The following is a 24,259-nucleotide window of genomic DNA, read 5'->3' on the forward strand; positions in this document are numbered from 1 at the left end:
GGAGAGCGGGATGGACCGGCTGGGCGAGGACGAGACCTGGGTCCGCATGTCGGGGGTGTCGCGGCGGGCGGCGCTCGGCGGCGGCGCCGTGGCGCTCGGCCATGCGCTTGCCGCCCAGCCGGTTGCCTCGACCGTCATCCGCACGCCGGCCGAGGGGCTAGAGGCCACGATGCTGCGCTTCCCGGCCGCAGGCGGGTTCCTGATGAACGCCTATCGCGCGAAGCCCGCGCGCGGGAAGCCCCGCCCGGTGGTGCTCGTCGTCCAGGAGATCTTCGGGCTCCACGAATGGATCCGCGACGTGACCCGCCGCCTTGCGCACGCCGGCTTCTACGCGATCGCGGCCGATCTTTTCCAGCGCCACGGGGACCCGACGAAAATCGCCGACATCCGGACCTTGCGCGAGGCCATCATCAGCAAGGTGGCCGACGCGGACGTGATGGCCGATCTCGACGCGCTTGCCGTCTTCGCGGCGACCGATGGCGGCAACGCCCGGCGGCTGGGCATCACCGGCTTCTGCTGGGGCGGGCGGATCGTCTGGCTCTATGCCGCCCACAACCCGCAGCTGAAGGCGGGCGTTGCCTGGTATGGCCGGCTGACGGGCGACGTGAATGCGCTGACACCGCGCAACCCGATCGATGTGGTAGGCCAGCTCAGGGCCCCAGTGCTCGGCCTCTACGGCACGCAGGACCGGGGGATTCCGGTCTCCGACGTCGAGGCGATGAACGCCGCACTGAAGGCGGCGGGCAGGCCCTCGGAGATCCGGCTGTTCGAGGCCGACCACGGCTTCCTCGCCGACTATCGCCCGAGCTATTCGCCGACCGCGGCACCGGTGGCCTGGGCGGCGGCGCTCGACTGGTTCAGGAAGCTCTGAAGCCGGCGAGCGCGGCGAGAAGCGCTTCGCCGAACTCCGGGCGGGTGACGGCCGACATGTGATTGCCCGGCACCTCGAGGAGCCGCGCGTCGGGAAGCGCTGCAGCCAGCGCCGAAGCCGAGCCGTTGTCGCGGTCGTCCGTGCCGCAGATCACGGCGACCGGCAGGGTGAGTTCGGCCAGGGCAGACTCGGGCGTGCCGCGGAAGCCGGAGACGAGCGGCAGCAGCGCCTCGGGTTTTGGGACATTGGCCTTCATGAAAGCCTCGGCGAACCATTCGGCCGAGTTGCGCGGCCAGCTGCCCCGCCCCTCGATCAGCCGGGCGAACCAGCGGCCCCGCGCCTCGCCGCCCGTCAGCCCCTCGAGCCCCATGCCGGCAAGGATCGCCGCCCGCGGTCTCACCTCCCCGCGCACGAGGAGCCGGACGGTGGTGCGCGCGCCGAGCGAATAGCCGCCGACGACAAGCTCGGGCCCAAGGCCGAGGTGGGCGACGAGCGCCTCGGCATCCTTCGCCAGCGCGTCCTCGGGCCAGCCCTCGGGGCCCGCGGGCGCGTCGCTCGCGCCATGGCCGCGGAGATCGGGAAGGATGACGCGATAGCCGGCCGCGACGAGGCGCGCGGCCGTGCCGTGGCGGACCCAGTTCACCTCCGCGGTCGAGAAGAGGCCGTGGAGCAGCAGCACCGGCGGGCCCTCGCCCTCGTCGCGGAAGGCAAGGCCCGTGCCGTCGAAGCTTGTCAAGCGCGGCATCAGCCCTTCTTCAGGTGGCGGCGGCCGAGGAGCTCGGCGATCTGCACGGCATTGAGCGCCGCGCCCTTGCGGAGATTGTCGGAGACGCACCAGAGCGACAGGCCGTTCTCGACCGTGGGGTCCTTCCGAACGCGGGACACGAAGGTGGCATAATCCCCCACGCACTCGACCGGGGTGACGTAGCCGCCGTCCTCGCGCCGGTCGACGAGCATCACGCCCGGGGCCTCGCGCAGGATGGCCTGGGCGCGGGCGACCGAGAGGGGCCGCTCGAGCTCGACGGTGATGGCCTCGGAATGGCCGACGAACACGGGCACGCGCACGCAGGTCGCGGTCACCTTGATGGCGGGGTCGAGGATCTTCTGGGTCTCGACCGCCATCTTCCACTCCTCCCTGGTGTAGCCGTCGTAGCCCGAGTCGGGCCCGAGGAAGACGTCGATGTGGGGAATGACGTTGAAGGCGATCTGCTTCGTGAACCTGGCAGGCTCGCGCCGGTCGCCCACGAAGATGGCGCGCGCCTGCTCGAAGAGCTCGTCCATGGCGGCCTTGCCCGCGCCCGAGACCGACTGGTAGGTCGACACCACCACCCGGCGGATGGTGGCGGCATCGTGGAGCGGTTTCAGCGCGACCACCATCTGCGCCGTCGAGCAGTTGGGGTTGGCGATGATTCGGCGCTTCGCGTAGCCGTCGATCGCGTCCGGGTTCACCTCGGGCACGATGAGTGGCACGTCGGGCTCCATGCGGTAGAGCGAGCTGTTGTCGATGACGATGCAGCCCGCTGCCGCGGCGCGGGGGGCGTGGATCTTCGTGGGCCCCGAGCCGGCGGCGAAGAGGGCGATGTCCCAGCCGGAGAAGTCGAAGTGCTCGAGGTTGCGGACGGTGAGCTCGCGGCCCGTCTCGCCGAAGTCGACCCGGCTCCCGACCGAGCGCGACGAGGCGACGGCCGCGACCTCGTCGGCAGGGAACTCCCGCTCGGCAAGGATGTTCAGCATCTCGCGGCCGACGTTTCCGGTCGCGCCGACGACGGCAATCCTGTATCCCAAGGCATGTCTCCCGAGGTTGCCCGACCAGCGGGCGGGCAGCGGGGGGGGCCTAGCGGGAGACGTCGGGCGAGGGAAGCGCTCTTGCCTGAAATCTGGCGTGGCGTGGGCGCTGGCGAAGGAGGCGGCGGGTGGCGACGGATGCGAAGGACCTTCTCGACTCGATCCGCGCAGGGGCGCCGTCCCTGTTCCGGCTGCGCTGGTGGGCGATCGCGCTCAAGGGCCTGTTCGGCGTCATCTTCGGGATCCTCGCGCTGGTGACGCCCGGGCCGGCGCTCTTCTCGCTGGTGCTCGTCTTTGGCATTTTCGCAGTCGCCGACGGCATTGCCGGGGTCATCGCGGCCTGGGGCCGCGCGCGGAACGGCGAGGCCTGGGTCTGGTTCGCGGTGGCGTCGGTCGCGTCGATCGTGCTCGGCGTGCTCGCCTTCGTCTGGCCGCTCGCGACTGCGTTCGTGCTTACCCTCTTCATCGGTGCGAACGCGGCGGTGACGGGGGTCGCGACGCTCGTCTCCGCGGTGCGCCTCCCGGCCGACCATGGCCGCGGCTGGTTCATCCTCGCCGGGATCCTGGGCCTCGTCTTCGCCGGGCTCATCCTGTTCAACCCGCTTGCCGGCGCGGTGGCCATCACGTGGATCATCGGCGCCTGGGCGTTCGCGACCGGCATTCTCTTCATCCTGGTCGGCTTCCGGCTGAGGTCGCTGAAGGGGCGGCTCGATGCCGGGCTGGAGCGGGTGCGGGACCGGCTCGCCGGAGGCGGCTGAAGCCCTAGCGCGCGCGGGCGGGCGTGGCGCCGGCGAACAGCGCCGGAGGCGCGACCGTTCCCATGGTGATGTAGAACTTGGCAAGGTCGTCGAACTTCATGCCCGGCACGACCCGGACGTTCGCGGCGGGCACGAAGAGCAGCGCGCCACCGATGGGCACGGGGGCGGTCGGGATGAGGATGAGCCGCGACGGCCCGTTGCCCACGTCGAAGACCTCGGGGCTTGCAAGCAGGGCCAGCACCTCCGCGCCATCGCCGAAGCGGGCGGTGACCACCGACATGGAGGCCATTTCCTCCTTGCTGTCGCCGCCCATGGTGCGGACGAGCTGGGCAAAGGGCTGGTAGAGCTTGCCTACGACCGGCAGGCGGGAGAGGAGGCCATCGACCCAGGATTCGAGGAGACCCTTCGCGCCCGACTGCACGAGGGCGCCGAGCGCGGTGATGCCGGCGACGATGACGAGCAGGCCGAACCAGAAGCCGGCGGCGGCACCGGCGGCGCCGAGCGTGACCAGCCGGCCGAGCCCGGCGATGAGCCCGCCGAGGAAGGTGTCGGGCCCGAAGACGGCGCCGAGCTGGCCGAGAACCCAGGCCAGCGCCACCACCGTCAGGATGAGGGGGAGGAGGAAGAGGAGGCCGGTGAGGAACAGGCCCGCAACCTTGCGGGCCAGGAGCGCCGGCGACCGGCGGGCGAGGTCCGCAAGGCTGGTCATGAAGCAAGTGCGGCGACGATGGCTGTCCCCATCTCGCGCGTCGAGAGGGTGCCGCCGAGGTCGCGGGTGCGGGCGCCGCCTGCGAGTGCAGAGGCAACCGCGGCCTCGACCCGATCGGCTGCGTCCGGGCGCCTGAGCGAGTGGCGAAGCGCCATGGCAAGGCTCAGGATCGCGGCGCAGGGGTTGGCGATGCCCTTCCCCGCGATGTCGGGCGCCGAGCCGTGGATGGGCTCGTAAAGGCCGGGCGCACCCGGCGCGCCGAGGGCGGCCGACGGCAGCATCCCGAGCGAGCCGGTCAGCATGGCGGCGAGGTCGGAGAGGAGATCGCCGAAGAGATTGTCGGTCAGGATCACGTCGAACCGGCGCGGGTTGCGGACCAGCTCCATCGCGCAGCTGTCGGCCAGCATGTGCGAAAGCGGCACGTCGGGGTGGCGCTCCTTCTGCCGGGCGGTGACCACCTCGCGCCAGAGCAGGCCCGATTCCATCACGTTCGCCTTGTCGACCGAGGTGACGTGCCCGCCCCGGGCGCGGGCGAGCGCGAAGGCGACATCGGCCACGCGCACGATCTCGTGCTCGGCGTAGCGCTGGGTGTTGAGGCCGACCCGCTCGCCGGAGGGAAGCCGCTCGATCCCCCGCGGCTCGCCGAAGTAGACGCCGCCCACGAGTTCCCGCACGAAGAGGATGTCGAGGCCTTCGACCACCTCGGGCTTCAGCGTCGAGGCATCGGCCAGCGGCGGGAAGAGCCTCGCCGGACGCAGGTTGGCAAAGACGCCCATGGCGTGGCGCAGCGCCAGAAGCCCGGCCTCGGGCCGAAGGTCATAGGGCTGGCTGGCCCATTGCGGCCCGCCGACCGCGCCCATGAGGACGGCGTCGGCCGAAAGCGCGGCCGCCTTCGTCGCCTCGGGAAGCGGCACGCCGTCCGAGTCGATGGCCGCGCCCCCGAACGGCGCTTCGGCAACCTCGAGACCGGGAAGGGCGAGGGCCTCGAGCACGGCCCGCGCTTCGGCGATGACCTCCGGGCCGATCCCGTCACCCGGGAGCAGCAGCAGCTTCATGACCGGGCGGCGGCGCCGGCGATCCACGGCCGCTCCCCTGCCATGCGCGCCTCGAAGGCATCGATCTGGGGCAGCAGTGTCTCGGTGATCCCGATCTGGTCGAGGCCCTGGAGCAGGCAGGCCTTGCGGAACGGGTCGATCGGGAAGGTGAAGCGGTCCTGATAGGGGGTCGTCACCGTCTGGGCCTCGAGATCGACGGTGATGGGCAAGCCCTCGCGCGCCACCGCCATCAGCCGGTCCACCTCGGCCTGCGGCAGCGCGACGAGGAGCAGGCCGTTCCTGAAGCTGTTGCCGGCGAAGATGTCGGCGAAGGAGGGGGCGATGACGCAGCGGATCCCCATGTCGAGGATCGCCCAGGGGGCGTGCTCGCGGCTCGAGCCGCAGCCGAAGTTGTCACCGGCGATCAGGATCCGGGCGCCGGCGAACTCGGGCCGGTCGAAGATGTTGTCCGGGGCCTCCCGCAGTGGCGCAAACGCCCCCTTGCCGAGGCCGGCGCGGGTCAGCGCCTTCAGGTAGCGGGAGGGAATGATGACGTCGGTATCGACGTTGGGGGCGCCGAAGGGAATCGCGCGCGACGTAAGGCGGGTGAAGGGCTGCATGCGCTGCCCTTAGCGCCCGGCGGGCGGACAGGGCCAGCCGCTTTCGCGGGTCTCAGCCCGGGCGCTGAAGCCGGGGAAGCTGGGCGCGGAGAAGAGCGAGCGTCGCGTCGCTCGTCGCGGCAGTCCCTACCGAAAGGGGCAGGCGGTCGACGACATCCTCGTGGCGTCCGACCTGCTCCATGGCCCAGGCGCCGAACAGCCGCTCCTCGGCGGGTGCCAGCTCGAGCAGCTGCACGTCCCGGTGGCGGAGGTCGGAGCAGATCTTCTCGAACAGCGCTTCGACCGCCTCGAGCGGGCCCTCGATCGCCTGGAGGAACTGACCGTCGACGTGGAGAAGCGCACCGGTGATGCCGATGCGCACATTGGCTGCCCTGGCCCGCGCGACAAGGTCGGCAACCTCGGCCTCCGCCGAGGCCTCCGGCAGATTGGCCCGGCTGCGGTAGACGAGGCGGTAGAGCATCATCCGGTCTCCACGCGGCTGTGCGCCCGGAACAGTTCGGCCACGGCGTCGGCCGGGACCGGCCGGGAAATCAGGTAGCCCTGCAGCTGGCTGGCGCCCTCGCCCAGCATGAACGCGCGCTGGGCCTCGGTCTCCACCCCTTCCGCCGTGACGGCCATGCCAAGCCGGCGGCCGAGCGTGGTGATGGCGCGCACGATCGAGGCGCTGTTGGCATGGTGGGGGGCGAGCTGGATGAAGCTGCGGTCGATCTTGATCTTGTCGAACGGGAAGCGGGAGAGGTGGCTGAGCGAGGAATAGCCGGTCCCGAAATCGTCCATCGAGATCTGGATGCCGCGGGCACGCAGTGCGGCGAGCGTCGCGATGGTGGAGCCATCGTCGTGGAGGAGCGCGGTCTCGGTGATCTCGAGTTCCAGCCGGGACGGAGCGAGCCCGGTCTCGCCAAGGATGGCAAGCACGGTTTCGACGAGGCCGGGCTCCTTCAGCTGAAGAGGCGAGAGGTTGACGGCGACCGTGAGCGTGCCGGGCCATTGTGCAGCGTCCTCGCAGGCGCGGCGCAGGACGAAGGTGCCGATCTCGCCGATGAGGCCGATCTCCTCGGCAAGCGGCACGAAGACCGATGGCGGCACGGTGCCGCGCTCGGCATGGTGCCAGCGGACCAGCGCCTCCGCGCCGGTGAAGGCGCCCGTCGCCGCGTCAACCTGCGGCTGGTAGTGGACCTGGAGCTCCCTGCGGGCGACCGCGCGCCTGAGATCGAGCTCGAGGTCCCGGCGCTGCTGGCGGCGCATCGTCATCTCGGTCTCGAACAGGCGCCAGGTGCCGCGCCCGGCTTCCTTGGCGGCATAGAGGGCGATGTCGGCGCTCTGGGCGAGCGCATCGGGCGTGCGGCCATCGGCAGGCGCCAGCGCGATCCCGGCCGAGGCGCCGATCTCGAGCACATGGCCGTCGATCACATAGGGGCGGCGGGCAATCTCGATCAGCCGGTCGGCCAGCGCCTCGGCCTCGGCCGCATCGGCAACCGACGCGAGCACGGCGAACTCGTCGCCGCCGAGCCGGGCGAGGAGATCGCCCTCCCGCAGGGCGGCAGACAGGCGGCCAGCCACCCGGCGCAGCAGGGCATCGCCCATGGCGTGGCCGAGCGTGTCATTGATCGGCTTGAAGCGGTCGAGATCGAGCATGACGAGGGCCACCCGGCCGACGAGCCGCGCCCCGGGGCCGAGCCGCGCGGCGAGCGCCTCGCCGAAGCTGCGGCGGTTGGGCAGCCCGGTGAGCGGATCGAGATGGGCAAGCCGGCGGATCTCGGCCTCCGCCGACAGGCGCTCGCGCTGGTCGCGGATGGCCACCACCCGGTGGGCGCTGTCGCCGAGCGCGATGTCCTGGGCAACGATCCTGACCGGGATGGACGTGCCGTCCGCATCCGTCACGGTCGCGTCGCGCTCGCGGCCGACCGGCACGTCGGCGGCGGCGGCGATGCCCGGCAGGATCTCGGCGAGCGATCGGCCGAGAACCGAGTCGCGGCTGCGCCCGAGCATCTGCTCGAGGCTGCGGTTGAGACCGACGATCCGGTCGCCGTCGCAGATGAGGAGGCCTTCGACCGCGACATCGGCGAAGTCGCGCAGCCGCCGCTCCTCGGCCCGCCGGCGCCGCTCGAAGCGGACCGAGACGAAGACCGCGACAAGCGCCAGCGCGAGGACGAGGAGCGCTGCATTGGTGACGAGGACCAGAAGCGTCTCGCTGGACAGCGCGCCGGGGCGGATCTGGCGGAAGGGGTCGGGCGTGACGGTGACGGCAGCCATGCCGAGGAAGTGCGCGGCGCAGACCCCGAGCATGAGGAGCGTTCCCGCCGACCGGCGCACGAGCCGGTGGCGCGACCAGGCCGCATGGCCGGAGGCGACGGTGAAGAAGACCCCGGAGATGACCGAGGCGGTCACCCAGCTCGGCTTCCAGTGGAGCGTGCCGGGCACGTCGTAGCCGGCCATGCCCGTGTAGTGCATGGCCGAAATGGCAAGGCCCGAGACGATCCCGCCCAGCGTGCGGCCCCCGGGGCCTGGCCGGCCGATGGCGATCAGGCTGCCGAGGCCGACGAGGGCGACGGCAAGGAAGAAGGAGCCGACGGTCGCGTCGAGCGCGAAGGCGACCGGAACCCCGGGCCGGTAGGCAAGCATGGCGATGAAGTGCGTCGCCCAGATCGCGCTGGCGGTCGCGAGCGTACCTGCCGCGCCCCAGAGGAGCTGGTCCCGGCCACGCGGGCTGCGCGCAACGACGCCGCCGATGGCATAGGCGCTGTGCATGCCGATGGTGCAGATGACGGCGGCGAGCGCGACGATGCGCAGGTCATGCGCTTCTGTCAGGCATGTTGCCAGCGTGTCGAATGCGCCCTGCACCCCGGCGGTAACGGCCACCGCAGCCTGCGCTTCAGACGGGGCTTGGGCCTGCGCTGGAGCCCCGGCCCTGCGCGTGGCACAGGATCTCCGTGGTCCCCGCGCCTGCACCCGAACCCGATGCGCTCGCCTGGTTTGCGGCCGGCGGGCCCTTCGGCGGCACCGTGCCCCGCCGGATCGACACCCATGCCGCCAGCGTCTTCCTCGCCGGTGACCGGGCGTGGAAGCTCAAGAAGCCGGTGAGCCTCGGCTACCTCGACTTCTCGACTCCCGAGCGCCGGCGCGCGGCGCTTGCCGCCGAGCTTGCCCTCAACCGGCGGACCGCGCCCGACGTCTATCTCGGCCTCCATCCCGTGGTCCTGGGGCCCGAAGGTCTCCGCCTCGGCACCGCGGGGGAGGGCGGGAGCGCGATCGACTGGGCGCTCGAGATGCGCCGCTTTCCCGATGGCGCCGTGCTCGCCGAGCGGGCCCAGCCCCTCGCGCCTGCGGAAGCGCTCGCGCTCGCCGACGCCATCGCCGCGTTCCAGGGAAGCCTTGCGCCGCTGCCGAGTGACAGCGCCGGAGCCCTGGCGCCGGTGCTGGAGGGCAACCGGCGGAGCCTTGAAACCGAGGCGGCCATCCTCGGGCCAGCGGCGGTGGAGCAGTTCCTCGCTACCGAGGTGCGCGCCTTCGCCCGGCTCCGGCCGCGGCTCGGCGCCCGCCGCCCGGTCCGCGGCCACGGCGACCTCCACCTCGGGAACATCGCGATGGTGGGCGGCCAGCCCATCCTCTTCGACGCGCTCGAGTTCGACGAGGAGCTGGCGACCGGCGACGTCGCCTACGATCTTGCCTTCCTGCTGATGGACCTCTGGGCCCGCGGGCTCCGCGACGAGGCCAACCTCGTCATGAACCGCTGGATGGATCTCACTGCCGACGAGGCGGCCGGGCCGCTTCTGCCCTTCCTGATGGCGGTCAGGGCCAGCATCCGCGCCCATGTGACGGCCACGCGCGCCCGCCAGACGGGCGATTCCGCAGCGGCTGCCGAGGCACGCCGGCTGCTGGCGCTGGCGACCGGCCTCAACGCGCCCGTGCCGCCGCGGCTGGTGGCCATCGGCGGGCTTTCGGGCACGGGGAAGTCGAGCGTCGCGCGGCTGCTCGCCGCCGGGCTCGGTGCACCGCCCGGCGCCCGGCACCTGCGCTCGGACGTGATCCGCAAGCGGCTCCACGGCGTGCCGCCCGAGACCCGGCTGCCGCCGTCGGCCTACGGCCCGGGCAGCTGGCCGCCGGTCAGGGCCGAAATGCACCGGCTTGCGAAGCTGGCTCTCGAAGGCGGGCAGGCCGTCCTGCTCGATGCCGTCCACGCCGACCCCGCCGACCGGAAGGCGGCCGCTCTGCTTGCGGCTGCGGCCGGGGTCCGCTTCGACGGCCTGTGGCTCGAGGCACCGCTCGCCGTGCGGCTCGCGCGGGTGGGTTCGCGCGTGGGCGATGCGTCGGATGCCGACGCGCGGGTGGCCGAAGCGCAGGAGGCAATCGATCCGGGCCCGCCCGCGCCCTTCGTCGCCATCGATGCGTCGGGCCCGCTCGCCGCGGTCGTCAGCCGCGCGCAGGCGCTGCTCGAGCTTGATGGGTCTCCGCCGCCGGGCAGTGCCGGGTCTCGGCCGCCGCGATGAGCCTTTCGGTCTCGTCCCGGTCGAGCCCGGTCCGCTGGCCGTCGGCCGCCATCCCCTCGAGAAGCCTGCGCGCCTCGGCGTAGAGCGGGCAGGCCTCGCGCGCCCGGTCGAGGCCGGCGAGCGCGTCGCCGAGCGACGCGAGCCCCTTCACCAGCATCCGCCGCCGGTCGGCGTCTGCCGGCCGGTCTGCGAGCCACTGCCGGCGCTCGGCAACCGCCTCGCTCAGCACGCCGGCCGCCGCCGTCCGGTCACCGGCTGCGGCAAGCGCCTGCCCGTAGGAGAGGCGGGTCGCCCGTACCCAGAAGCCAAGCGCCGCGTCGCTCGGGTCGGCCCGGGCGAGCGCCTGCCAGCCGTCGAGTGCGGCGCCGAGCAGCGGCAGCGCCAGCCGCGGGTCCCCGGCCGTCACCATCGTCGAACCGAGGTTCCACTGCTGGCGGAGCAGCGCCCAGCGGAGGCGATTGTCGTCCGGCCAGCGCGCTGACGCCGCCTCGGCCGCCGCAAGCGTCTCCCGGTAGCCGGCAAGCGCCTCGGCAAGCGCGCCGCGATAGTAGAGCGCCTCGGCTTCGAGGTCGCGCGCCCGGAGCTGGCGGAGCGTCACGACCGGCGTATCCGCGGGTTCGGGCGCGACCCGCCGGGCCGCGGCGAGCGCGGCCTCATGGTCGCCGGCCCAGCTTGCAAGCTCGGCGCGGGCGAGCCACCAGTCCGCTGCCAGTGCTCCGCTGCCTTCCGCCAGCGCGACGCCTTCCGCCTCGGCGAGGAGCGCTTCGGCTTCGGCCAGCGCGCCGGCGCCGCTCGCCAGGCGGGCCGCCTCGACGAGGATGGCGGCACGGATCCGGGCTGCATCGGGCGCCGGATCCTCGGCGACCAGCGCGCGCGCTGCATCGAGCGAACGGCGGGCGGCTTCGCGGTCGCGCAAGCTCGGCCGGTCGATCGCGCCCTGCAGCACGGCGAGCCGCCGCCAGGCTTCGGCCGCCTCGCGCCGCAGCGGTGGCTTCGCGCCCTCGAGCGTTGCGATCCGGGCGAGGACGCTGACCGCCTCGGCGGCGAGCGCGGCCCGGACTGCGACTGGGCCGGGCGCGCTGTCGAGCTGGTCGTTGAGCGCTGCGACCTGGCCGGCGGCGAGGCGGACCAGGTCGCCGGTGCGGGCCTCGGCGAGCCGGGCCTGCTCGCTCGCCCGCCAGCCGAACCAGAGCGCCGAACCCAGCAGCAAGAGGAGGAGAAGCGGCGCCACCCGGCGCCAGAGAACGGCGTGCGGCAGGGGCGCGGCGGGACGATGGGCCGCGGGCGCCGGCTCCATGTCGGCTTCGGCGCGGCTCCGCGCCACCCATTGGTCGAGCTCGTCGGCAAAGGCATAGACCGGCGCGCGGGCCTCGCCCGGCAGCCGGTGCACCGGCAGCCCGCGGGCCTGCTCCCATCGCTTGGCGGTGCGCTCGTCAACGCCGAAATGCCGGCCGATCTCCTTCCAGCCGCGCAGGCGCGCCCGCTCGCCGGGCTCGGCGGCCCGGATGCCTGCCTGTGTTCCGCTGGCGTCGAGCATCGCGTGCCGAGCCTAACACGGCCCTTGCGCGCCTGCCATCAACCATCTTTCCCGGCCGATGTCCCGTCATGTCCCGACCTGTCCCGACATGGGGCATGGCGTAAACGTCGGTCCACCAACAGCTTCCCGACTGCTGGCCAAGGGGGCCATCGCCAACACGGGAGTGTGGACCATGCTGAAGGGACTTGTCGCTGCCGCACCGCTTGCGGCCCTGCTTTCGACTGCTGCGATTGCCGCGCACGTGCCGATCGGCTTCTTCGCCGAGGCCCGGGGCACTGCGCAGACGACCAACGGTTTCACCGTCAGCGCGCTGGGCGACGTCTGGTTCCGGAACGGCGCGCTCGTCGGCGAGCCGACCGGTTTCGGCGTGGGCGCGACGGGAGCGTGGAACGCCGGGCCGATGGTGCCGGGCGCGACCGAAGTGTGGGCCACCACGCTGGCCGATGCCGGCGCGAATGGCCGGGTCGACACCGTCGCGTCGGCAAGCCTCGACCGCGGCGAGCTGAAGGTGCTCGTCGATTCCGCCGCGCTCGGGCCCTTCGCCAGCTCGGGCAGTGCCCAGGCGCGCGTCCTCGATGCGATCTGGTTCACCAACACGAGCGGCGGGGCGCTTCCCGTCACGCTCACCATGGCGGTCGACGGCGCGATCTCCGGCAGCGGCAGCTCTGCCTTCGGCTTCAGCTACATCGGCCTGTCCTCGGGCGGCGGGGGGACCTGCAACAGCCTCGGCCAGTGCATCACCCCCAATCCGGACGGCACCGGCACCACCTTCTTCGAGATCTATGGCCTCATCGATCAGCTGGCGACGACGAAGTTCACCTTCCGCTCCGGCGCCTTCGGCCCGTTCGACGCCGACATCCCCTGGTGGAACTTCGACCTGCGGTCCGGCCATGACCCGGCCTCGGGCCTCTACGACTATGCGAAGTCGCTGACGCTCTGGGTGCCCACCGGCGAGACCACGCTGTTCGTCGACGGCTGGTTCCGGCTGACGGTGTGCAACGGCAACGTCCGCTGCGACTTCGCCAACAGCTCGGCGCTGCGGCTGGGGCCGCTGCCCGCGGGGCTCAGCTTCACCTCGGCCTCGGGCGTGTTCCTGACCGGGCTCGGCGACCCGCCGCCGCCGGGAGGCGGAGTCATTCCCGAGCCGGCCAGCTGGGCGATGCTGATCGCCGGCTTCGGCCTCCTGGGCGGCATGGCCCGCCGCCGCCGGCCGGCGCTCGCCTAGGGCGACACGGAGACCGGGGGCCGCGGCAGCGGCCCCCGCGCCGCCTCGAAGGCGGCGCCGAGCGCCAGGATCCGCGCATCCGCCCAGCGCGGCCCGAGGAAACTCAGGCCGGCGGGAAGCCCCCGCGCCACGCCCATCGGCACGCTCAGGTGCGGCGTGCCGGCCACTGCGGCAATCGTCGAGACGCCGGGGAAGCGCGGGGGCGTATCGCCGTTGACCGTATCGATGAGCCAGGCCTGCGGCGCGGTCGGTGCGACGAGCGCGTCGAGCCGGTGGCGGGCAAGCGTCGCGGCAAGCCAGCCATCGGCAGCGCGGAACGCCGCCTCGCGGGCCGCGCGGTGCGACTCGCTCCCGGCCGCGGGAGCTTCGAGGGAGGCCTCAAGCAGGTCCTGGCCGAAGAGGGACAAGGCCTCGGGGTGGGCGCGGTTCGCAGCGATGACGTCGGCGAGCGAGCGCGCCGCAACCGCCGGAGGCGCAGCGGCGAGGTAACGGTCGAGGCCGGCGCGGAACTCGGCCTTGAGCACGAGGAACTCGTTGGCGCCGATGTCGGCTGCGTCCGGCCCGTCGGCGATGTCGACCAGCGTGGCTCCCTGCCGGCGCAGCAGGTCGAGCGCGGCCTCGAACAGCGGGCCGACGGCTTCCGAGCCCGTGGTGGCGAAGCGCAGCACGCCGATGCGCGCGCCGGCGAGCGCACCCTCGGGCAGCGGCGCCCGGAGCGAAGCCGCGTGCCGGTCGGCCCCGGCGGTTGCCGGGTCGGCCGGGTCGGTTCCGGCCATGGCCGCGAGCAGGCGCGCTGCGGTCGGCACGTCGGCCGCCATCGGCCCGGCGGTGTCCTGGCTTTCGGCAAGCGGCACGATGCCGCTGCGGCTGACGAGGCCGAGCGTCGGCTTCATGCCGACGATGCCCATGACGGACGCCGGGCAGACGATCGAGCCGTCGGTCTCGGTGCCGATGGCGGCCGTGACCATGCCGGCGGCAACGGCGGCACCCGAGCCCGAGGAGGAGCCGCAGGGGTTGCGCGCGAGCGCCCAGGGGTTGGCCGTCTGCCCGCCGAGGGTGGACCAGCCGGAGATCGAGAATTCCGAGCGGAAGTTGGCCCATTCCGAGAGGTTGGTCGTGCCGACGATGACGGCGCCGGCGGCGCGGAGCCGGGCGACGAGGGGTGCATCCGCCGCTGCGACATTGGCAGCAAGCACGGCGCTGCCCGCCGTGGTGGCGAGCCCGCGAACGGCGATGTTGCCCTTGACGAGGACGGGGAGGCCGTGGAGGGGCCCCGGGGCCCTCCGGCTGCGGTCGAGCGCGCGGGCCTGGGCTGGCGCGGCCGGGTCGAGATCGATGATGGCGTTCACCTGCGGTTCGAGCGCCGCGATCCGTGCGAGCGCCGCCTCGACGGCAGCTGCTGCGGACGGAGGCTCCGCCCCCTTTGCCGGCGCGGCGAGCAGCAGGGCAAGGACGAGGACGCGCATGTCCTGCTCCTCCACGCCCGTGGGCGCCAGGTCAACCGCCCGCTGCGGAACCGGGTGGTGTCGCCTCGCCGGGTGCAGGCCCGTGGCGGAAGGGAAGCTCGGCTTCGAAGAGGGCGGCCTCGCGGGCGACGGCGGCGCGCTCGCGCTCGAGGAAGTCGGCGACTGCTGCCGCCAGGCGCAGGTCGGCCAAGTGGTGCATCGAACGGGTGATGACGGGCCGGTAGCCGCGCTTCACCTTGTGCGGGCCCTGCGCGCCGGCCTCCACCCTGGCAAGGCCAAGGTGGCCGGCGATGTCGATTGCCTGGTGGTAGCAGAGCTCGAAGTGCAGGAAGGGGATGTCCTCGATACAGCCCCAGTGGCGGCCGTAGAGGCAGTCCGAGCCGAGGAAGTTGAGCGCGCCCGCCACGCGGCGCCCGCCCCTGACCGCCACGACGAGGAGCACCCGGTCGGCCATGCGCTCGGAGAGGAGCGAGAAGAAGGCCCGCGTGAGATAGGGCCGGCCCCACTTGCGGCCGCCCGTGTCCATGTAGAAGCGGAAGAAATCGTCCCAGACGGCTTCGGTGAGGTCGGAGCCGGTCAGCCACTCCACCCGGTCGACGGCGGCAAGCGCGGCCTCGCGCTCGCGCCGGAGCTCCTTGCGCTTGCGCGAGGAGAGCTGGCCCAGGAAATCGGCGAACCCGCCGAGGCCGCGGGCGTCGAAGTGGAACTGGATGTCGTGGCGTTCGAGCCAGCCGGCGGCAGCGAAGGTCTGGACGTCCTCCGCCGGCAGGAAGGTGGCGTGCGCCGAGGACCAGCCCTCATGCGCAACCACCGCCTCGGCCGCGCGGACCAGCTGCGCCCGCACGGCCGGATCGGTGGCCAGGATCTTGGGCGCGGTCGCGGGCGTGAAGGGGGTCGCGATCTGGAGCTTGGGGTAGTAGCGGCCGCCGGCGCGGTGCCAGGCCTCCGCCCAGCCGTGGTCGAACACATATTCGCCCTGGCTGTGGCCCTTGGCGAAGGCCGGCATGAGGCCCGCGGGCCGGCCTTCGGCGTCCTCGGCGAGCAGGTGGGCGGCCTGCCAGCCCGCGCGCGCCACCGCGCTTCCCGAATCCTCGAGCGCCGAGACGAAGGCGTGGCAGACGAAGGGGTTGTCCGGCCCGGCGAGCCGGTCCCAGTCGGCAGCGGGAAGGTCGGCGGCGCGGTGGAGGATCCGCACCCGGCCGGCAGCCCCGCCGTCTGCCATCTCAGGAGACGGCGACGACGGCGTCGATCTCGACCGCCACGCCCCGCGGAAGGACCGCGACACCCACGGCGGAACGCGCATGCCGGCCCCTTTCCCCGAACACGGCGACCATGAGGTCGGAGGCGCCGTTCGCCACTTCCGGCTGGTCGGTGAAGCCGGGCGCCGAGTTCACGAACACGCTGAGCTTCACGATCTGCGCCACGCGGTCGAGCGAGCCGAGCGCCGCCTTCATCTGGGCGAGGAGGCCGATGGCGCAGCGGCGCGCCGCCTCCTGGCCCTCGGCCACGCCCATGTCCTCGCCGAGCCGGCCGCGGATGAGCTGGCCTCCGGCGTCGAAGGGGATCTGGCCCGAGATGTGGAGGAGGCCAACCGCCTCCACGAAGGGGACGTAGTTGGCCGCGGGCGCGGCTGCCTCGGGCAGGGCGATGCCGAGTTCGGCGAGGCGGGCGTCGATCGTCATGGCGCGGTCTCCATCCATGTCCTGATCCAGGTCTCGGCCTCTGCCCATGCGTCATGGCGCGCATGGGCGTCGGGGGCAGCGGGGATGAGCCGGCGCAGCTCCGGGTCTGCCACCATGTGGAGCCGGCCCACATGGGCGGCATGGGCGGCGACGCTCGCGTGGTGGGGCGGAAGATCGTCGACGAAGACCGCGCGGCGCCCCCCGGCCAGCGCCTTCACCACCCGGCCCTTGCCGCCATCGTTGGCATGGACGGGCAGGTCGAGGCCGAAGCCGCGCAGGACGTTCGCGCGGATGTCGCGGTAGGCTTCCGGGATGTTGGTCAGCACGGCGACGTCCATGTCGCGGGCAAGCGCCGTGATGGCCGCGACGGCGCCTTCGGCAGGCGCCTGGAGCGTCTGGCCCTCGGCGAAGAAGCCGTCGAGCAGCGCCGGGAAGGCTGCCGGATCGAGCGGCCGGCCGTCGGACTTGTGGCGGATGTTGCCGACGAGCGCGAAGCTGTCGAAGCGAAGCTCGAGGCCGTGGGCGGCCTCCAGCCACTGCCGGAAGGGCGCGGCGAAGCGGAGGATGACCTCGTCGCAGTCGAGAATCAGGAGCGGGCGCACAGCGCCGCGGGCTCTACGCCAAGCGCGGAGGCGACCGCCAGCAGGTCGGGCTCGTGGCCGGCGAGAAACGCCGCAACGGCGGCCAGCACATCCGCTTCGCCCGCCCGGGCGCGCAGCGTTGCCGCGTCAAGCCCGGTGAGCGCCAGGAAGCGGTCGCGCAGCCTCTCGTCGGCGACGATGTGGGCGAGCGCGCGAAGCAACAGGGTGTCGTCTGCCATGCCGTCGGTCGCGCTCCCGGCGGGCCTGCCGGCGGTTTTCCCGGCCTTGGCGGCCGCCCCCAGCCTTACTTGATCTTGGCTTCCCTGAACTCGACGTGCTTGCGCGCGATCGGATCGTACTTCCGGAAGGAGAGCTTCTCGGTCTTGGTGCGCGGGTTCTTCTTCGTCACATAATAATAGCCGGTGTCGGCGGTCGACACGAGCCGGATCTTGACGGTGGTGGGCTTGGCCATGGGGACCTCGGAGCGTTCTTGCGGGCGTGGGCGACGGGATTCCGGCCCCGCGGGCGGGCGGGGAGCGGCGAGCCGATAGGCGGGAGGGGGGCGGCAGTCAAGATTTGCGGGACCGCTCGCGGCGGAAGCGGGCGTGGCGCGGCGGTGGCGGCCCGCGCCGCTCGCGCCGGGGCGGTGCCGCCACCCCGGGCAGGGCGAAGAGGACGGCGCCGGTCGCCGGGTCGGCCGAGGCGATCGTCACCTCGAGCCGCTGGCCCACCCGGTAGCGGGTGCCGCTCGTCTCGCTCTCGAGCGCGCGCGCAGCCTCGTCGAACCAGAAGTGCTCGGGGCCCAGCGCCGAGACGGGGAGCAGGCCATCCCCGCCGAGGCCGTCGACGGTGGCGAACAGGCCGAACTTCTGCACGCCCGTCACGCGGACCGTCACCGTCTGACCCTCGCGGCGGTGGAGGTGGGCGGCGATGTAGCGGGCGAGCGTGTCGCGCTCGGCCTCCATCGCCCGCCGCTCGGTCATCGAGATGTGGTCGCCGATGGCGGCGAAGCGCCGGCCGGCGCCTTCGGGCAGCCCGCCCTCGCCCAACCCCAGCGCTGCGACCAGCGCGCGGTGGACGAGGAGGTCGGCGTAGCGGCGGATCGGCGAGGTGAAGTGGGCATAGGAGCCGAGCGCGAGGCCGAAGTGGCCGGTGTTCGCCGGGCCGTAGTAGGCCTGCGTCTGGGTGCGGAGCACCTGTTCGGCGATCGCCTGCGCCTCCTCGTGGCCGCGCGCGCGCTCGAGCACCCGGTTGAAGAGCGCCGGGGTGATGACCTGGCCGAGCGCGAGCGGAAGGCCGAAGGTCTCGAGATAGTCCCTGAGGGCCAGCAGCTTGTCGCGGCTCGGCGGCTCGTGGTCGCGGTACATGACGGGCGCCTTCTTCCGTTCGAGCTGGCGTGCTGCCGCGACGTTGGCGGCAATCATCATCTCCTCGATGACGCGGTGGGCGTCGAGCCGCTCGCGGACGCTGACGTCGGCCACGTTGCCGGCCGCGTCGAGCACGACGCGCGCCTCGGGCAGGTCGAGTTCGAGCGGCGCGCGCCGCCTGCGCGCCACGTCGAGCGCCCGCCACGCCGCCCACAGCGGCGAAAGCAGCGGCAGCATCGCGCCGGCGCCCGAGTCCACGATGGCCTGGGCCTCCTCGTAGGCGAGGTTGGCCGCGACGCGGATGACGGCGCGGTGGAAGGAGAAGCGCCGCACCGTGCCGCGCGCGCCGAGATGGAGCTCGCAGGCGAGAACCGCCTTGTCGGCCCCGGCCTTGAGCGAGCAGGCGCCCGCCGAGAGCGCCTCGGGCAGCATGGGGACGACGCGGTCGGGGAAGTAGACCGAGTTGCCGCGGGTGAAGGCCTCGCGGTCGAGCACCGAGCCGGGGCGCACGAAGAAGCTCACGTCGGCGATCGCCACGCGGAGCAGGTGGCCGCCGTCGGGGAGCGGCTCGGCCTGGACGGCGTCGTCATGGTCGCGCGCGTCCGGCGGGTCGAGGGTGAGGAAGGGGAGGTGCCGCCAGTCCTCGCGGGGCCCGAGCGGCAGGCCGGCCGCGGCCTCGGCCTCGGCAAGGGCTTCCGCGGAGAAGCGGTGGGGAAGGCCCTTGGCGTGGATCTCGATGAGCGAGAGCGAACGGTCGGCGAACGGGTCGCCCAGCCGCTCGGTCACGTGGGCAACTGCGCGGGCGCCGCTGCCGCGGACCTCGGCCTTCAGAAGCTCCCCCACCCGGACCGGCGCCTCGGCCGAGATCGCGAAGTCGTGCCGCAAACGCCGGTCGACCGGCACCAGGCGGAGCTGGCCGTTGATGCTGCGGGCAATGCCCAGCACTTCGGTCTCGCCGCGCTTCAGCCGCTTGATGGGGCTGGCGCGGAACCCTTGGCCCTCCTCGGCGATGCGGGCGAGCACGCGGTCTCCGAGCGCGAGGCGCACGCGGCGGCTGTCGACTGCGACCCGGGGTGGCGCGCCCTCGCCCGCCCAGCGCTCCGGCACCGCCTGGACGCGGCCGCCGTCTGCCGCCACCACCTTCAGCACCGTCACCTTCGGGAGGCCGCCCGCGCGGTGGTAGCTGCGGCCCGGCCCGGCGGCGAGGAGCCCTTCCGCCTCCATCTCGCGCAGCAGGGCCTTCAGTGCCACCCGCTCCTCGCCGCGCAGGCCGAAGGCGCGCGCGATCTCGCGGCGGCCGACATCGGCTCCGGCTTCGGCCACGAAGCGCAGGATCGCCTCGCGGTCGGGAAGCGGCATCAGGCGCCCGCGGCCCTGCGCCGGGCCGGGGCCTTGCCCCCGGCCTTTGCCGCCTTCGCCGTTGTCCGCGTCTTTGCCTCGGCCGGCGCGTCCGCCCCGGGCGCGGCCTTGGGCGGGGTCCTCGAGGGTGTTTTCGCGGCTGGCTTCCCCCGCTTGCCCCTGCGCGCCGGGGCCGCCGCGCGCTCGGCCAGAAGCTGAAGCGCGTCCTCGAGCGTCGGCTCGGTCACGCCCTTCGGCAGGGTCGCGTTGGTGGTGCCGTCGGTGACGTAGGGGCCGTAGCGGCCGTCCATGAGGCGGATTTCGGCGCCCGTCTCGGGGTGGGTGCCAAGCACGGCGCGCGGCGCAGGCGCGGTCCGGCTGCCGCGCGGCCGCGCCGCTGCCTCGGCCAGCTTCACCACTGCCGCGTTCATGCCGATGGTGAGCAGCTCCTCGGTCGAGGCGAGGTTGGCCGACTTGCCGTCGTGCTCGAGGTAGGGGCCGAAGCGGCCCAGCTTCGCCACCACGGGCTTGCCCGTCTCGGGGTGGAGGCCGAGCGCGCGCGGCAGGGCAAGCAGCCGGCGCGCCATGTCCTCATCCGGCGTGCCCACGTCCTTCGGCACCGAGACCCGCTTGTCCCCGCACTGGAGGTAGGGGCCGAACCGGCCCGAGCGGAGCTCGATCCGCTCGCCGGTCTCGAGCGTACCTACCACGATGGGGCCCGCCGATTCGCCGTGGGCGCCGAAGGCCCGGCGGTAGCGGCAGGCGGGGTAGTTGGAGCAGCTGATGAACGGGCCGTAGCGGCCGACGCGAAGCGCAAGCCGCCCGTCGGCGCAGGCGGGGCAGGCGCGCGGGTCGGTGCCGTCGCCGCGGGGCGGGAACAGCATGGGGGCGAGGTGCGAGTCGAGCGCGGCGTCGATGTCCCAGGGCTTGGCTGCGAGCACTTCCTCGGTCTTCGGCCGGAAGTCCTCCCAGAAGGCCCGCAGCACCTCGAGATAGGAGGCCTCGCCCGCCGAGATGTCGTCGAGCCGGCTCTCGAGGCTGGCGGTGAAGTCGTAGGAGACGTAGCGCTCGAAGAAGCGCTCGAGGAAGGCGGTGACCAGCCGGCCCTTCTCCTCCGCGTGGAAGCGCTTCTTCTCGAGCCTGACGTAGGCGCGGTCCTTCAGCACCTCGAGGATGGCGGCATAGGTGGAGGGGCGGCCGATGCCGAGCTCCTCCAGCTTCCTGACGAGCGAGGCCTCGGTGTAGCGGGGCGGCGGCTCGGTGAAGTGCTGGACGGCCTTCGCCTCGAGAAGGCGCGGCCGGTCGCCGACCGCCAGCGCCGGCAGCCGCTGGCCATCTTCCTCGTCCTCCTCGTCGCGCCCCTCGGCATAGAGGGCGAGGAAGCCGGGGAAGATGATGACGGAGCCCACCGCGCGCAGCGTCACGCCGCCGTCTTCCGAGACGAGGTCGATGGTGGTGCGCTCGAGCCGGGCCGAGGCCATCTGCGAGGCGACCGCCCGCGTCCACACCAGCCGGTAGAGCCGGGCTTCCTCGCCGGTGAGGCCGGGCTTCGCCGGCCCTGCGGCGAAGTCGGTGGGGCGGATGGCCTCGTGTGCCTCCTGGGCGTTCTTCGCCTTCGCCGAATAGGCGCGCGGCTGCTCGGGCAGAAAGTCCGGGGGGTGGTCCCGGGCGATCAGCGCGCGCGCGGCAGCAATGGCTTCGGGCGCCATGGCGACCCCGTCGGTGCGCATGTAGGTGATGTGGCCTGCCTCGTAGAGACGCTGGGCAAGCCGCATGGTCTCCGCTGCCGAGAGCCCCAGCTTGCGCGCGGCCTCCTGCTGGAGGGTGGAGGTGGTGAAGGGCGGGGCCGGGTTGCGGGTGACGGGCCTGCGCTCGACCGCCGTGACCCGGAAGGCGGCGGCGGAGACGCGCGCGCGCGCGGCATCTGCCGTGGCGGCATCGGGCAGGTCGAACTTGCCGAGCTTCTTCCCGTCGAGCGCGACGAGCCGCGCCGAGAAGCCCTCGAACAGGCCGTCGACGGTCCAGTATTCGCGCGGCACGAAGGCCTCGATCTCGGCCTCGCGCTCGCAGATGAGCCTGAGCGCCACCGACTGCACCCGGCCGGCCGAGCGCGCGCCGGGAAGCTTGCGCCACAGCACGGGCGACAGGGTGAAGCCGACGAGATAGTCGAGCGCCCGGCGGGCGAGATAGGCATCGACGAGGGCCTGGTCGATGGCGCGGGGCGCCGCGATCGCCCGGCTGACGGCATCCCTGGTGATGGCGTTGAAGGTGACGCGGGCGAGGCCGCCCTTCGGCACCGCCTTGCGCGCAGAGAGAAGCTCGGCGAGATGCCAGGAGATGGCCTCGCCCTCGCGGTCCGGGTCGGTCGCGAGAAGCACCCGGTCGGCCGTCTTCGCCTCGGCGACGATTCGCGCCACCTGCTCCTTCGAGCGCTTGTCGGCCACCTCCCAGCGCATCGCGAAGTCGTGCTCGGGGTCGACGCTGCCGTCCTTCTCCACGAGGTCGCGCACGTGCCCGTAGCTTGCCAGCACCCGGTAGCCGGGGCCGAGATAGCTCTCGATCGTCCGGGCCTTGGCCGGCGATTCGACGATGACGAGGTCCATCCCGCTGCTGAGCCCTCAAGCCTCCCCGCCCCCGGCGCCGCTCCCCGGGCCGAAGTGCCGCGCGCCCTAGCCGCGCTGCCGGCGCTCGGCAACCGTCAGGCGCTCGCCACGCGCCCGCCGGAGTGTCGCACGACGGTGCCGGCAAGCTCCATGTCGGTGAGGAGTGCAGTGACTTGCGCTGCGGGAAGGCCGCTCTCGCGGACGAGAAGGTCGATGGGCACCGGCACCGGCGAGAGGAGCGCGGCGAGGCGCTCCGCGGCATCGGCCGGGCGCGAGTCGGCCGGGGCCTCGGGGGCGTCCCGGGCCTCGGGCGCGGCAGCCGGCGCGGGGGGTGCCTCCGGAGCGCGCGCGCCGGCCAGCGCGAACGGGCGCAGGGCGGCGATGACGTCGGCGGCGTCCTCCACGAGCGTCGCCCCGGCCTTGAGCAGCGCATTGCCGCCGCGGGCGCGCGGGTCGAGCGGGTGGCCGGGCACCGCCATCACCTCGCGCCCCGCCTCGCCGGCGAGGCGCGCAGTAATGAGCGAGCCCGAGCCGAGCGCGGCCTCGATGACGACGAGGCCCTCGGCGAGCCCGGCGATGAGCCGGTTCCGGCGCGGGAAGTGGCGCGCCTGCGGCTCGGTTCCGGGCGGCATTTCCGAGACGAGGAGGCCCAACGCGCCGATCTCCTCCTGGAGCGCGGCGTTCTCGGGCGGGTAGGCGACGTCAAGGCCACCGGCGACGCAGGCGATGGTGCCGGTGGCGAGCGCGCCCCGGTGGGCCGCCGCGTCGATCCCCCGCGCAAGCCCGGAGACCGTGACGAAGCCGGCCTGCCCCAGTTCCCGGGCCATGGCTTCGGCAAGCCGGCGGCCTGCGGCACTGGCGTTGCGGGCGCCGACGATGCCGGCCGTGGGCCTCGCTGCCAGCGCGGCGTCGCCCTTCACCAGCAGCACCGGCGGCGGATCGGCAAGGGCGGCAAGGCGCGGCGGAAAGGCTGCCTCGCCGGCAAACACGTGGCGGGCGCCGAGCCGGTCGGCGGCGGCGAGCTCATCCTCGGCCAGCGCCTGCGGGGCGAGCTCCCGCCCCTCGCGCCGCCACAGGTCGGGCAGGGCGGCAACGGCGCGCTCGCCGCTCCCGAAGCGGGCGAGGAGGCGATGGAAGCCGACCGCGCCTACGCCCTCGGTGCGGGCGAGGCGCAGACGGGCCAGCCGTTCGGCAGGCGCAAGCGTCATCGCCGGGTGCCGATCCGCGGCTCGGTGCCGGCCCGGAGACGAGCGATGTTCTCGCGGTGGGTCCAGAGCACGAGGAGGGCGAGCAGCAGGAACAGCAGCGCCGCGCGGGTCTCACCGAGCGCGAGGGCCGCGGCGGCGGCGGCGAAGCCGCCAGCCATGCCGCCGGCCGACGAGATGCGGGTTGCGAGCGCGACGCCAAGCCAGGCGGCCGCGAAGCCCGCACCCGCGAGCGGGAGGAGCGCGAGGGCAGAGCCGAGGAAGGTTGCCACGCCCTTGCCGCCGCGGAAGGCCAGCCAGACGGGCCAGACATGGCCGGCGAAGGCCCCGAGGACGGCGGCAAGCGCGGCGGGCTCGCCAAGGAAGTGGCGGCCGAGCAGCACGGCGGCTGCCCCCTTGCCGGCGTCAAGGAAAAGGGTGGCGGCAGCGAGGCCCTTCTTCCCTGTGCGCAGCACGTTGGTGGCGCCGATGTTGCCCGAGCCGATGGCGCGGATGTCGCCCGCTCCGGCCAAGCGGGTGAGAAGCAGGCCGAAGGGGACGGAGCCGAGGAGATAGCCGAGGCCGAGCGCGAACAGCAGGTCCACGCCTGCCCGCTACTCGTGACGCGCCCGGCAGGAAAGGGTGTCAGCTGTCCCGCAGTTCGCGGACGACGGTCTCCACCTCCGGCTCGGCCTCGGCCATGGCTTCCAGCTCCTGCTGCAGGCCGCGGAGGATCCGCGCCACATATTCGCGCTGGAGCCGGTTGCGGGCGAGACCGGTCTCGCGGTCCGGCCGGTAGGTCTCGATCGCCTGGCGGTCGAGGTAGCCGCTCGCCTCGAGCAGGCGCTCGAGCGTGTCGAGCCGCTCGCGGGTGACGGCGAGTTCGCCGGCGACCGCCATGAGGATGGAGAGCAGCCGGTCGATCGCCGGGTCGTCGAAATAGGCCGGGCGCTTGCCCTTGGCCTTCGCCCCGGCAAGCAGGATGGGGTCGAAATCGGAGGAAGCGTTCATC

The 24,259-nt window shown here is 73.2% G+C and carries 23 protein-coding genes; 4 read left to right on the plus strand and 19 right to left on the minus strand.

Features of this window, described 5'->3' with window-relative positions; genetic code table 11:
* Positions 1-10: 10 nt before the first annotated feature.
* Positions 11-871, plus strand: coding sequence for a dienelactone hydrolase family protein (locus H3H34_RS10735; RefSeq protein WP_194745295.1), 861 nt, complete (start codon positions 11-13; stop codon positions 869-871).
* On the opposite strand, the gene H3H34_RS10740 is transcribed toward H3H34_RS10735, so the two are convergent.
* Positions 858-1,616, minus strand: coding sequence for an alpha/beta fold hydrolase (locus tag H3H34_RS10740; RefSeq protein ID WP_194745296.1), 759 nt, complete (start codon positions 1,614-1,616; stop codon positions 858-860). The genes H3H34_RS10735 and H3H34_RS10740 overlap by 14 nt on opposite strands.
* Positions 1,616-2,656: an aspartate-semialdehyde dehydrogenase gene (locus H3H34_RS10745; RefSeq protein ID WP_194745297.1), complete on the minus strand. Its 1,041-nt coding sequence runs from the start codon at positions 2,654-2,656 to the stop codon at positions 1,616-1,618. The genes H3H34_RS10740 and H3H34_RS10745 overlap by 1 nt, the downstream gene beginning before the upstream one ends.
* A gap of 128 nt (positions 2,657-2,784) precedes the next feature.
* On the opposite strand from H3H34_RS10745, the gene H3H34_RS10750 reads away from it, so the two are divergent.
* Positions 2,785-3,414, plus strand: a complete 630-nt coding sequence (locus tag H3H34_RS10750; RefSeq protein ID WP_194745298.1) for an HdeD family acid-resistance protein — start codon at positions 2,785-2,787, stop codon at positions 3,412-3,414.
* 4 nt (positions 3,415-3,418) lie between these two features.
* Here H3H34_RS10750 and H3H34_RS10755 read toward each other — a convergent pair whose 3' ends face one another.
* The 5 genes from H3H34_RS10755 to H3H34_RS10775 are packed head-to-tail and all read right to left on the minus strand — an operon-like array spanning position 3,419 to position 8,636.
* Positions 3,419-4,123 (minus strand): DUF502 domain-containing protein, encoded by a 705-nt coding sequence (locus tag H3H34_RS10755; protein WP_194745299.1) that lies wholly within the window; start codon positions 4,121-4,123, stop codon positions 3,419-3,421.
* Entirely contained in the window at positions 4,120-5,178 is a 1,059-nt protein-coding gene (gene leuB, locus H3H34_RS10760; protein WP_194745547.1) for a 3-isopropylmalate dehydrogenase, read from the minus strand. Before leuB ends, H3H34_RS10755 begins: the two co-directional genes overlap by 4 nt.
* Complete coding sequence (leuD, locus tag H3H34_RS10765) at positions 5,175-5,777, minus strand: 3-isopropylmalate dehydratase small subunit (RefSeq protein WP_194745300.1); 603 nt, start codon at positions 5,775-5,777, stop codon at positions 5,175-5,177. Before leuD ends, leuB begins: the two co-directional genes overlap by 4 nt.
* 52 nt (positions 5,778-5,829) lie before the next feature.
* A complete protein-coding gene (locus H3H34_RS10770) occupies positions 5,830-6,240 on the minus strand; it encodes a BLUF domain-containing protein (protein ID WP_194745301.1) in 411 nt (136 codons plus the stop codon).
* A complete protein-coding gene (locus H3H34_RS10775) occupies positions 6,237-8,636 on the minus strand; it encodes a bifunctional diguanylate cyclase/phosphodiesterase (RefSeq protein WP_207790910.1) in 2,400 nt (799 codons plus the stop codon). The genes H3H34_RS10770 and H3H34_RS10775 overlap by 4 nt, the downstream gene beginning before the upstream one ends.
* Positions 8,637-8,707: 71 nt before the next feature.
* Between H3H34_RS10775 and H3H34_RS10780 the strand changes: the two genes are divergently transcribed.
* Positions 8,708-10,264 carry a bifunctional aminoglycoside phosphotransferase/ATP-binding protein gene (locus tag H3H34_RS10780; protein ID WP_194745302.1) on the plus strand — a complete coding sequence of 519 codons (1,557 nt, stop codon included), beginning with the start codon at positions 8,708-8,710 and terminating at the stop codon, positions 10,262-10,264.
* Here the strand turns inward: H3H34_RS10780 and H3H34_RS10785 are convergent.
* Positions 10,188-11,801, minus strand: coding sequence for a hypothetical protein (locus tag H3H34_RS10785; protein WP_194745303.1), 1,614 nt, complete (start codon positions 11,799-11,801; stop codon positions 10,188-10,190). The two genes, H3H34_RS10780 and H3H34_RS10785, sit on opposite strands and share 77 nt — an antisense overlap.
* Positions 11,802-11,973: 172 nt before the next feature.
* On the opposite strand from H3H34_RS10785, the gene H3H34_RS13705 reads away from it, so the two are divergent.
* On the plus strand, positions 11,974-13,026 hold the full coding sequence (locus H3H34_RS13705) for a PEPxxWA-CTERM sorting domain-containing protein (protein WP_235945763.1): 1,053 nt from the start codon (positions 11,974-11,976) through the stop codon (positions 13,024-13,026).
* On the opposite strand, the gene H3H34_RS10795 is transcribed toward H3H34_RS13705, so the two are convergent.
* The 11 genes from H3H34_RS10795 to H3H34_RS10845 form a co-directional block, all read right to left on the minus strand.
* Positions 13,023-14,492, minus strand: coding sequence for an amidase (locus H3H34_RS10795; protein WP_194745304.1), 1,470 nt, complete (start codon positions 14,490-14,492; stop codon positions 13,023-13,025). The two genes, H3H34_RS13705 and H3H34_RS10795, sit on opposite strands and share 4 nt — an antisense overlap.
* Before the next feature lie 31 nt (positions 14,493-14,523).
* Positions 14,524-15,714 carry a GNAT family N-acetyltransferase gene (locus tag H3H34_RS10800; protein WP_194745305.1) on the minus strand — a complete coding sequence of 397 codons (1,191 nt, stop codon included), beginning with the start codon at positions 15,712-15,714 and terminating at the stop codon, positions 14,524-14,526.
* Position 15,715: 1 nt separating this feature from the next.
* Positions 15,716-16,174, minus strand: a complete 459-nt coding sequence (locus H3H34_RS10805; protein ID WP_194745306.1) for a RidA family protein — start codon at positions 16,172-16,174, stop codon at positions 15,716-15,718.
* Positions 16,171-16,776 carry an HAD family hydrolase gene (locus H3H34_RS10810; RefSeq protein WP_194745307.1) on the minus strand — a complete coding sequence of 202 codons (606 nt, stop codon included), beginning with the start codon at positions 16,774-16,776 and terminating at the stop codon, positions 16,171-16,173. The genes H3H34_RS10805 and H3H34_RS10810 overlap by 4 nt, the downstream gene beginning before the upstream one ends.
* Positions 16,761-16,994: a DUF3572 family protein gene (locus H3H34_RS10815; RefSeq protein WP_194745308.1), complete on the minus strand. Its 234-nt coding sequence runs from the start codon at positions 16,992-16,994 to the stop codon at positions 16,761-16,763. The genes H3H34_RS10810 and H3H34_RS10815 overlap by 16 nt, the downstream gene beginning before the upstream one ends.
* 65 nt (positions 16,995-17,059) lie before the next feature.
* The gene (gene rpmG, locus H3H34_RS10820; RefSeq protein ID WP_194745309.1) at positions 17,060-17,227 is read right to left on the minus strand and encodes a 50S ribosomal protein L33; all 168 of its coding nucleotides are present in this window, start codon (positions 17,225-17,227) and stop codon (positions 17,060-17,062) included.
* Positions 17,228-17,324: 97 nt separating this feature from the next.
* Positions 17,325-19,481, minus strand: coding sequence for a ribonuclease R family protein (locus H3H34_RS10825; RefSeq protein ID WP_194745310.1), 2,157 nt, complete (start codon positions 19,479-19,481; stop codon positions 17,325-17,327).
* A complete protein-coding gene (gene topA, locus H3H34_RS10830; RefSeq protein ID WP_194745311.1) occupies positions 19,481-22,063 on the minus strand; it encodes a type I DNA topoisomerase in 2,583 nt (860 codons plus the stop codon). The genes H3H34_RS10825 and topA overlap by 1 nt, the downstream gene beginning before the upstream one ends.
* A 95-nt stretch (positions 22,064-22,158) precedes the next feature.
* Positions 22,159-23,271 carry a DNA-processing protein DprA gene (gene dprA, locus H3H34_RS10835; RefSeq protein ID WP_194745312.1) on the minus strand — a complete coding sequence of 371 codons (1,113 nt, stop codon included), beginning with the start codon at positions 23,269-23,271 and terminating at the stop codon, positions 22,159-22,161.
* Complete coding sequence (gene plsY / locus H3H34_RS10840; RefSeq protein ID WP_194745313.1) at positions 23,268-23,852, minus strand: glycerol-3-phosphate 1-O-acyltransferase PlsY; 585 nt, start codon at positions 23,850-23,852, stop codon at positions 23,268-23,270. The genes dprA and plsY overlap by 4 nt, the downstream gene beginning before the upstream one ends.
* Before the next feature lie 40 nt (positions 23,853-23,892).
* Entirely contained in the window at positions 23,893-24,258 is a 366-nt protein-coding gene (locus tag H3H34_RS10845) for a hypothetical protein (protein WP_194745314.1), read from the minus strand.
* Position 24,259 lies beyond the last annotated feature (1 nt).

The sequence above is a fragment of the Thermaurantiacus tibetensis genome, assembly GCF_015354055.1.
Classification (GTDB): Bacteria; Pseudomonadota; Alphaproteobacteria; order Sphingomonadales; family Sphingomonadaceae; genus Thermaurantiacus; species Thermaurantiacus tibetensis.